We start from the raw sequence: 8,512 nt of genomic DNA on the forward strand, positions 1-8,512 counted from the left end.
AAAAAGGGCGTGGATTAGTTACAATCCCGCTCTTATCACCGCATTTTGACTAGTCCAATAAAAGAAATCAGACAATGTTTGAAATTAATCCGGTAAATAACCGCATTCAGGACCTCACGGAGCGCTCTGACGTTCTTAGGGGGTATCTTTGACTATGATGCCAAGAAAGAGCGTCTGGAAGAAGTAAACGCCGAGCTGGAACAGCCGGACGTATGGAACGAACCCGAACGCGCGCAGGCGCTGGGTAAAGAGCGTTCTTCTCTTGAGGCCATCGTCGATACGCTCGATCAGATGAGCCAGGGCCTGGAAGATGTCTCCGGCCTGTTGGAGCTGGCTGTAGAAGCCGACGACGAAGAAACCTTTAACGAAGCCGTAGCAGAACTCGACACGCTGGAAGATAAGCTGGCCCAGCTGGAATTCCGTCGTATGTTCTCCGGTGAATATGACAGCGCAGATTGCTATCTCGATATTCAGGCAGGTTCTGGCGGTACGGAAGCGCAGGACTGGGCAAGCATGCTGATGCGCATGTATCTGCGTTGGGCTGAAGCGCGCGGCTTTAAGACCGAAATTATTGAAGAATCTGAAGGTGAAGTGGCGGGTATTAAATCCGTGACCATCCGAATTGCTGGCGAATATGCGTACGGTTGGCTGCGTACTGAAACCGGTGTACACCGTCTGGTTCGTAAGAGTCCGTTCGACTCCGGCGGTCGTCGCCATACGTCGTTCAGTTCTGCGTTTGTTTATCCGGAAGTTGACGATGATATTGATATCGATATCAACCCGGCGGACCTGCGTATTGACGTTTACCGTGCCTCCGGTGCGGGTGGTCAGCACGTTAACCGTACGGAATCTGCGGTGCGTATTACCCACATCCCGACCGGGATTGTGACGCAGTGTCAGAACGACCGTTCACAGCACAAGAACAAAGACCAGGCCATGAAGCAGATGAAAGCGAAGCTTTATGAACTGGAAATGCAGAAGAAGAATGCCGAGAAACAGGCGATGGAAGACAATAAGTCAGATATCGGCTGGGGTAGCCAGATTCGTTCTTATGTCCTTGATGACTCCCGCATCAAAGATCTGCGTACCGGGGTTGAAACCCGTAACACGCAGGCGGTGCTGGATGGCAGCCTGGATCAATTTATCGAAGCAAGTTTGAAAGCAGGGTTATGAGGAACCAACATGTCTGAACAACACGTACAGGGCGCTGACGCGGTAGCCGACCTTAACAATGAACTGAAAACGCGCCGTGAGAAGCTGGCGAGCCTGCGTGAGCAGGGGATCCCGTTCCCGAACGATTTCCGTCGCGATCATACCTCAGACCAACTGCATGCTGACTTCGACGCGAAAGAAAACGAAGAGCTGGAAGCGCTGAACATTGAGGTATCCGTTGCTGGCCGTATGATGACCCGTCGTATTATGGGTAAAGCATCATTCGTTACGCTGCAGGACGTTGGCGGCCGTATTCAGCTGTACGTAGCTCGCGACGACCTGCCGGAAGGCGTCTACAACGAGCAGTTCAAGAAATGGGATCTGGGCGATATCCTCGGCGCGAAAGGTAAGTTGTTCAAGACCAAGACCGGTGAGTTGTCTATCCACTGCACCGAACTGCGTCTGCTGACCAAAGCACTGCGCCCGCTGCCGGACAAATTCCACGGTCTGCAGGATCAGGAAGCGCGCTATCGTCAACGTTACCTGGATCTCATCTCTAACGATGAATCCCGCAATACCTTTAAAGTGCGTTCACAGATTATGGCTGGCATCCGTCAGTTCATGGTTGCTCGTGGCTTTATGGAAGTAGAAACCCCGATGATGCAGGTGATCCCTGGCGGTGCGGCAGCGCGTCCGTTTATCACCCATCATAACGCGTTGGATCTGGACATGTACCTGCGTATCGCGCCGGAACTGTACCTCAAGCGTCTGGTGGTTGGCGGCTTCGAACGCGTATTCGAAATTAACCGTAACTTCCGTAACGAAGGCATCTCTGTTCGCCATAATCCAGAGTTCACCATGATGGAACTCTACATGGCTTATGCGGACTACAAAGATCTGATCGAACTGACCGAATCGCTGTTCCGTACGCTGGCGCAGAACGTTCTGGGAACGACTGAAGTGCCTTATGGTGAAGAAGTCTTCGACTTCGGTAAGCCGTTCGAAAAACTGACCATGCGCGAAGCGATTCAGAAATACCGCCCGGAAACCAACATGGCCGATCTGGATAACTTCGACTCTGCAAAAGCGATTGCTGAATCTATCGGCATCAAAGTTGAGAAGAGCTGGGGTCTGGGCCGTATCGTGACCGAGATCTTTGAAGAAGTTGCGGAAGCGCACCTGATTCAACCGACCTTCATTACCGAGTACCCGGCAGAAGTTTCTCCGCTGGCGCGTCGTAATGATGAAAACCCGGAAATCACTGACCGCTTCGAATTCTTCATCGGTGGACGTGAAATCGGTAACGGTTTCAGCGAGCTGAACGATGCGGAAGATCAGGCGCAGCGTTTCCAGGATCAGGTTAACGCTAAAGATGCGGGCGATGACGAAGCAATGTTCTATGACGAAGACTACGTTACGGCTCTGGAACACGGTCTGCCGCCGACTGCGGGTCTGGGCATTGGTATCGACCGTATGGTTATGCTGTTCACCAACAGCCATACCATCCGCGACGTGATCCTGTTCCCGGCAATGCGCCCGGTTAAGTAAGATGTGAAATGCCGGATGGCGGCTGATGCCTTATCCGGCCTACGTGGAGACGATTCGTAGGCCGGATAAAACGCGTTTGCGTTGCCATCCGGCAATCAATTACGGTTAGCAAACTCGCGCAATAATTCTCGTGCTTTATCATTCGATGCCTGCATTACCATCCACGGGCTAAAAGCCCACGGCGTCGCGTCAATCCCGCTTAAGACATCCTCAAGACTGCTCCACTGGCAATCCATCACTTCATCTGGGTTTAGCTGTAGCTCACTGACGATATGTGCGGCATAAACCGGGCACACTTCGTTTTCCACAATTCCACTCGGGTCTGTAGCGCGATAACGAAAGTCAGCATATACGGGGCTGAGCGAGTCGATGTCTGCACCCAGTTCGAAGCGAGCCCGGCGGACAATAGCGTCTTCGTGGGTTTCACCCAGCTGCGGGTGACCACACACAGAGTTGGTCCAGACGCCAGGCCAGGCTTTTTTGTGCAGCGAGCGGCGGGTGACCAGCAGTTGGCCCTGCTCGTTAAATATCCAGCACGAGAAAGCGGAATGCAGGGGAGTTGTGGCGGTATGCGCCGCATATTTTTCCAGCGTTCCGCAGGGTTGGTCCTGCTCATTCAATAAAATGACATGTTCCTGTCGCATAGCGTCCACCATCAATCTTAAGCACCCATATTATATGCTTAATTAAGTCAGATTGATTAACAGAGGGTGTGAAATGCCAGGACCGACGGTTCGTTGCGCGATATGATTTGGCATCCGGTTTCTGGCTGCTATGATAAAGCGTCTGAAAATGTTGCGAGGTATTGTTTTGAGTGCAGGACGCCTGAAGAAAAATGGCCTGGGTATCGTGATGTTGCTGTGTGTCGGTCTGCTGTTAGCAGGGTGTTCCGGGAGCAAGTCGTCTGATACAGGAAGTTATTCCGGCTCCGTGTATACCGTGAAGCGGGGGGATACGCTATACCGTATTTCGCGCGCTACCGGGACCAGCGTGAAAGAGATCGCCCGCCTGAATAATATTTCACCGCCCTATACCATTGAAGTAGGGCAAAAACTGAAGGTCAGCGGTGGCGCGAAAACCAGTTCTAACTCTGGCAAAACAACCAAGAAATCCTCAACCAAAACGGCAGCGGTCAGACCGTCTTCGTCCGTACCGCAGTCTTCCTGGCCACCAGTAGGGCAACGTTGCTGGCAGTGGCCTGCCAGCGGTAAGGTGATCCTGCCTTATTCAACCGCGGACGGCGGCAATAAGGGCATTGATATCTCAGCTGCGCGCGGTACACCGATTTATGCCGCCGGCGCCGGGAAGGTGGTTTACGTCGGTAATCAGCTGCGGGGCTATGGTAATCTCATCATGATTAAGCACAGTGAGGACTACATCACTGCGTATGCGCATAATGACACCATGCTGGTGAACAACGGTCAAAACGTGAAGGCCGGGCAGAAAATCGCGACGATGGGCAGCTCGGATGCGACTACGGTGCGGCTGCATTTCCAAATCCGCTATCGGGCGACAGCTATCGATCCACTGCGTTATTTGCCGCCGCAGGGCAGTAAGCCAAAATGCTGACGGTGATTTAATCGCCAGTCAGTCGGTTAGTCCCTTGCCAAGAAGAGCGTAAGGTTTATAATCCCTTACGCTCTTCGATGCGGGCGTAGTTCAATGGTAGAACGAGAGCTTCCCAAGCTCTATACGAGGGTTCGATTCCCTTCGCCCGCTCCAGCTATTTCCACTCTAAAATATTCTTTAGAATCAATAAGCTAAAAGCGGATGTAACCAGTGTTACCTTTAAAGGTACCCACGGGGCTACTCATTGCTGCTGCGATCTGGTATGTGGTTAGGGAGCATATCAAATAGCTGGCGGTGGTTCCACGTTCTTACCGCGATAGCCCAACAACGAACAAAAAGCCGAGCGCCCGGCATAACTCCTACAGCTTTCAGTGAAGCGCATTTTTGCCGATGCTCCCACATGCCACACGTCGAGATGACGTTGCAGGGAATAAACAGGTTTTATGGTGGTTACGGTACTTGCAAACCATATGCAAGCTCTGCCAGCGTCTCAGCCACGCTCCCGAAAGGGTACACGGCGATCCTGATAAACTTCACTGTCTGACATAACCCCCGATGAAGTCGCTACGCTCCGCACGTTGTCTTACCACCAACGGGCTTTATGGCTTGTATTGTCTGAAATCTTGTAATGAGTTAATTCTCAAGGCTTCTCGATATTTACTAAAGTACCAAAAGGCCACGACTGAAAAGTACTGTATTCAGGCGAGGGGGTGTCCCCCACCCAAAGGAAGCCTTTCCCCCGTGTGCCTTTCGGATCTGGGTGGCTGTGGAACGCTACTACAAACGCTCTGTGTGTTCTGCTGGGGATTCACCTTGCTGGTCTATCAGAATTCACGTACAGACGCTTGTTCAGCTTCTGAGCGAGGTTGTTCGTGCGTGGGTACAGTGCCGTTTGTTATGTGCGGTGCACCTGAGGGGTTATAGGGTGCAGCGTAGTGTAGGGGGTCTATTGGTGACAGCACAGATATGCGGTGCAGCTTCCTGTATCAACCTGCGGCATTCTTCAATTAGTGAAGAGGTTTGCTTCTCTCTCTCTGTATAGTGTTGAACTGTTTACTTGTTGATTTTAAAGAAGTTTACTCTCTTTTTATTCCGGTAGTTTATAGCGATTATGTGATTGCACTACACCAGTTGTGTTAATAGTTCTCTTTGCCCTTTTCCTGAAAGGCTTCGCGGTATCAATAGCTAGGATTGTTATGGATTTTTATGCGGCTAATCGTAGGTGCTGGTCTGGTATCGACAATCGTTCGTTAAGTGATACTAGAATTAGGTATCATGATTGGCATCATTAAAATAGCCATTGACATTAAGTGATTCCAATACATACGATGATACCGTTAATTGATACCAGTCAAGGGAGCATACACGATGAGAACATTTGCATATTGTCGAGTTTCAACCACCGAGCAGACAACCGAGAATCAATTGCTTGCTATTCATAATGCGGGCTACGAGATACCTGATGCCCGAGTAGTGCAAGAGCAAGTATCCGGTGGCGTGCCTGCTATGCAGCGTGATGGTTTTAAGTCACTGGTAGAGCATAAGCTAGAGAGCGGGGATGTTCTTGTTGTGTTGAAGTTGGATCGCTTAGGCCGTGACAATATCGATGTGCAGCAGACTATTGAAATGCTCATGCAGAAGGGCGTTAAAGTGGTATCACTTGATTTGCCTGTGTCAGACCTATCCAGCTCCGAGGGTAAATTAATGTTACGGATGTTTTCTGCCTTTGCTGAGTTCGAGAAAGACCGTATCCGGGAGCGCACTCAGGAAGGGCTAAGGCGTGCGAAAGCTCAGGGCGTTAAGTTGGGCAGGCCCGAGGCTAAGGACACGACTGTGAGTGTACAGCGATGTAGGGAGGGTGGCCTGAGTCAGTCAGCGGCAGCAAAACAACTAGGTATCGGGATTGCAACGGTTAAACGGCACTGGAATAAACACATCTAAATGGTTTATCCAATTCTGCTGCCTTAACTTAAGCTTCTGTAAGTAATTGAATTTACTATGTGGTAATTAGAACCTCACTTGTAAGGGGAAGGAAGCGAGTACCGACTAGGGTTGTAGAAATCCTGTCTTACAAACGATGGTAATTAGAATATCACTCTCTAGGGAAGGAGGCGAAGTCCGCACAAAACGCTTTCACACCCTCCTGTAATTCTCCGTGGCACGTGTGCTCGGGGTAAATCCATTGGTGCAACCTCAGACTTAATCCCAGCACCACACCCCGCACCGTAACCAAAGGAGAAATATGTTTCAGACCGATGATCTGCCAAACCAGTTCGACGACACTCCCACCGATTTAAAAAACACTGACCGCATTATGTGGGGCGCATTCAAGAGGGGTTACGTCCCAACGGCTAACGACCTTCAAGCCCCATCAATGAAGGCGCTGTACGAACGCTACAGAGCGCAGCACGGACGAGATGATTTAAAGGCTGCGATAGCTGAGAAGCTACGCGCAGAGAGCGCTATACGACGTATTGCCATGCAGAACCCCAATCGTATTAGCCTAAACCAATCCCAAGTCACCCACGCAGTAAGAACCTCACTAGACGTTTACTGCACTGGCGAGACTCGACCATCGGTACAAATCGTGCGTGATCTGTTACCCGGAAAGGATGTTAAGCCCGTGATGAATAGACCTCAGCAGCGTAAACGTATGAAGAAAGCCCTCAAAGCCAATGCAAGCCATCCGGCTGTAGTTACCGCACAAAAGCAGGGAAACCCTATTCGTATGGATGCCGATACATTGTCGAGTGGCCTGCTGAGCTTACAGAACGCGGCTATGGTAGTGCGTAAGCTGGATGAGCATGAGAAGCGCCTGGGTGATATGGAGTCCCGCCTGAAAGAGCTGGAAGCATTCAAGGCTAACACCGAGAAGCGCCACGCTATTGAGGACTCAGGACAGACACCAGAGCAACGGGTACTTGAGCTGCGTAAACAGGGTTTAGGCTACAAAGCTATCAGCACTGCTACCGGAACGTCACAGAGCACCGTACGTAACTGGATTAAGGCACACGGTCTGTAATCGGAGGGGTGTCAGATTTGGCACCCTTTGGCACCCCCATAAACCCCAAAAAGTCTTACTTCCTAAAGGAAGTATATAGCTACACCTCTCCCTGTCATGTCATACTCAACAACACTTCTAAGAAGCGTCTCAATAAATCACCGCATATTATACATGGTGAGAACGGCTTTGTTGAATAAATCGAACTTTTGCTGAGTTGAAGGATCAGATCACGCATCTTCCCGACAACGCAGACCGTTCCGTGGCAAAGCAAAAGTTCAAAATCACCAACTGGCCCACCTACAATAAAGCCCTCATCAACCGTGGCTCCATAACTTTCTGGCTGGATGATGAAGCTATTCAGGCCTGGTATGAGTCGACAACGCCTTCATCACGGGGAAGACCTCAGCGCTATTCTGATCTCGCCATCACCACCGTTCTGGTCATTAAACGCGTGTTCAGGTTGACCCTGCGGGCTGCACAGGGTTTTATTGATTCCATTTTTACACTGATGAATGTTCCGTTGCGCTGCCCGAATTACACCAGTGTCAGCAAGCGCGCAAAGTCGGTTAATGTCAGTTTCAAAACGTTCACCCGGGGTGAAATCGCGCATCTGGTGATTGATTCCACCGGGCTGAAGGTCTTTGGTGAAGGCGAATGGAAAGTCAAAAAACACGGCAAAGAACGCCGTCGTATATGGCGAAAGTTGCATCTGGCAGTTGACAGCAACACACATGAAATCATCTGTGCAGACCTGTCGCTGAACAATGTGACGGACTCAGAAGCCTTCCCGGGTCTTATCCGGCAGACTCACAGAAAAATCAGGGCAGCATCGGCAGACGGCGCTTACGACACCCGGCTCTGTCACGATGAACTGCGGCGTAAGAAAATCAGCGCGCTTATCCCTCCCCGAAAAGGTGCGGGTTACTGGCCCGGTGAATATGCAGACCGTAACCGTGCAGTGGCTAATCAGCGAATGACCGGGAGTAATGCGCGGTGGAAATGGACAACAGATTACAACCGTCGCTCGATAGCGGAAACGGCGATGTACCGGGTAAAACAGCTGTTCGGGGGTTCACTGACGCTGCGTGACTACGATGGTCAGGTTGCGGAGGCTATGGCCCTGGTACGAGCGCTGAACAAAATGACGAAAGCAGGTATGCCTGAAAGCGTGCGTATTGCCTGAAAACACAACCCGCTACGGGGGAGACTTACCCGAAATCTGATTTATTCAACAAAGCC

The 8,512-nt window shown here is 50.9% G+C and carries 7 protein-coding genes and 1 tRNA gene; 7 read left to right on the top strand and 1 reads right to left on the bottom strand.

Annotated elements, in window-relative coordinates; genetic code table 11:
- Positions 1-74: 74 nt before the first annotated feature.
- Both prfB and lysS read left to right on the top strand, forming a co-directional pair.
- Positions 75-1,173, top strand: a protein-coding gene (prfB, locus tag OGY71_RS20675; RefSeq protein ID WP_100194817.1) for a peptide chain release factor 2 whose coding sequence is annotated in 2 segments (ribosomal slippage) — positions 75-149 and positions 151-1,173 — 1,098 coding nt in all. Because the reading frame shifts where the segments join, the coding sequence is not laid out codon by codon here.
- A 9-nt stretch (positions 1,174-1,182) separates the two neighbouring features.
- Positions 1,183-2,700 (top strand): lysine--tRNA ligase, encoded by a 1,518-nt coding sequence (lysS, locus tag OGY71_RS20680; RefSeq protein ID WP_003026911.1) that lies wholly within the window; start codon positions 1,183-1,185, stop codon positions 2,698-2,700.
- Positions 2,701-2,795: 95 nt separating this feature from the next.
- Here the strand turns inward: lysS and idi are convergent, their stop codons facing one another.
- On the bottom strand, positions 2,796-3,344 hold the full coding sequence (gene idi / locus OGY71_RS20685; RefSeq protein WP_003825528.1) for an isopentenyl-diphosphate Delta-isomerase: 549 nt from the start codon (positions 3,342-3,344) through the stop codon (positions 2,796-2,798).
- A 166-nt stretch (positions 3,345-3,510) separates the two neighbouring features.
- Here idi and actS point away from each other — a divergent pair, with 166 nt between their 5' ends.
- From actS to OGY71_RS20710, 5 genes are all read left to right on the top strand, one after another.
- Complete coding sequence (gene actS / locus OGY71_RS20690; RefSeq protein ID WP_032945492.1) at positions 3,511-4,269, top strand: amidase activator ActS; 759 nt, start codon at positions 3,511-3,513, stop codon at positions 4,267-4,269.
- 79 nt (positions 4,270-4,348) lie between these two features.
- Positions 4,349-4,422: transfer RNA gene (locus OGY71_RS20695), tRNA-Gly, on the top strand.
- 1,215 nt (positions 4,423-5,637) lie between these two features.
- Positions 5,638-6,210 carry a recombinase family protein gene (locus OGY71_RS20700; protein ID WP_016154337.1) on the top strand — a complete coding sequence of 191 codons (573 nt, stop codon included), beginning with the start codon at positions 5,638-5,640 and terminating at the stop codon, positions 6,208-6,210.
- Positions 6,211-6,895: 685 nt separating this feature from the next.
- Positions 6,896-7,291, top strand: a complete 396-nt coding sequence (locus OGY71_RS20705) for a helix-turn-helix domain-containing protein (RefSeq protein ID WP_233471464.1) — start codon at positions 6,896-6,898, stop codon at positions 7,289-7,291.
- 196 nt (positions 7,292-7,487) lie between these two features.
- Positions 7,488-8,456 (top strand): IS5 family transposase, encoded by a 969-nt coding sequence (locus OGY71_RS20710; RefSeq protein WP_077483231.1) that lies wholly within the window; start codon positions 7,488-7,490, stop codon positions 8,454-8,456.
- Positions 8,457-8,512 lie beyond the last annotated feature (56 nt).

It is taken from the genome of Citrobacter sp. Cpo109, assembly GCF_030332565.1.
Taxonomy (GTDB): Bacteria; Pseudomonadota; Gammaproteobacteria; order Enterobacterales; family Enterobacteriaceae; genus Citrobacter; species Citrobacter portucalensis.

Excerpts from the sequence above, each read along its gene's own strand:
- OGY71_RS20705 (WP_233471464.1), top strand. The coding sequence starts at position 6,896 with ATGAATAGACCTCAGCAGCGTAAACGTATGAAGAAAGCCCTCAAAGCC.
- OGY71_RS20700 (WP_016154337.1), top strand. The coding sequence starts at position 5,638 with ATGAGAACATTTGCATATTGTCGAGTTTCAACCACCGAGCAGACAACC.
- lysS (WP_003026911.1), top strand. The coding sequence starts at position 1,183 with ATGTCTGAACAACACGTACAGGGCGCTGACGCGGTAGCCGACCTTAAC.
- idi (WP_003825528.1), bottom strand. The coding sequence starts at position 3,344 with ATGCGACAGGAACATGTCATTTTATTGAATGAGCAGGACCAACCCTGC.